This window comes from Sulfitobacter sp. UBA4523, assembly GCF_002388305.1.
In the GTDB taxonomy this organism is placed as follows: Bacteria; Pseudomonadota; Alphaproteobacteria; order Rhodobacterales; family Rhodobacteraceae; genus Sulfitobacter; species Sulfitobacter pontiacus.
Genome location: NZ_DGMH01000015.1, coordinates 14,777 through 15,542 on the forward strand (window position 1 = coordinate 14,777; position 766 = coordinate 15,542).

Genomic DNA, 766 nt, shown 5'->3' on the forward strand with positions numbered 1-766 from the left:
CAGCCAGAAATGCAGCGGCAAGATCGCGGCCTTGACCGCAAAGACCAGCAGCAACAGCACCGCCGCAACGCGAATACCCGCACCATCGCCCGCATCAAGCGTCGCCACACGCATCGCCAGATCGGCCATGTTCAGCGTGCCTGTCTCGGCATAGATCGTGCCAAGAGCAAAGAGGAACAGGGTCGAGCCCAGCAGGTTATACAGCACATATTGCGTCCCCGCGCGCAGACGCCGTTGCCCGCCCGCGTGGATCATTAACCCGTAAGAGGCGATCAGCAACACTTCGAAGAAAACAAACAGGTTGAAGGCATCGCCCGTCAGGAAGGCCCCCAATATCCCCATAAGCTGGAATTGGAACAGCGGATGGAAATGCCGCCCGCGGTTATCCCAGCCCGAGCCGATCGCATAAAGCAGCACCGGCACGGCCAGCACACAGGTCAGCAGGACCATCAGCGTCGACAGACGATCCGCGACCAGCACGATACCGAAAGGTGCCGCCCAGTTGCCAAGCTGGTACAGGCTGACCGTCCCGTCGGAGGCTTGCCAGAACAGCCCAAGCGCCAGTGCCAGCAGTCCCAGCGTGCCAGTAACGGACAGCACCCGTTGGATCAGCAGGTGATAGCGCGCGGCCAGCACCATGAACGCCGCCAGCATGGCTGGCAGAACGATCGGAAGAATAAGCCAATGGGTCATGCCGGGCCTCCTCCGCGTGGGGAGGGTTCTGCGGTATCGGCTCCGGCCAGCGTGTCGGGTTCGTTGACCAGAT

Annotated in this window: 1 protein-coding gene; it reads right to left on the minus strand. The window is 61.7% G+C overall.

Annotated features, from left to right (window positions below; translation table 11 throughout):
• The coding region (locus B3849_RS02795; RefSeq protein WP_286779789.1) for a proton-conducting transporter membrane subunit at window positions 1-693 on the minus strand (693 nt) is incomplete at its 3' end.
• Window positions 694-766: the final 73 nt, after the last annotated feature.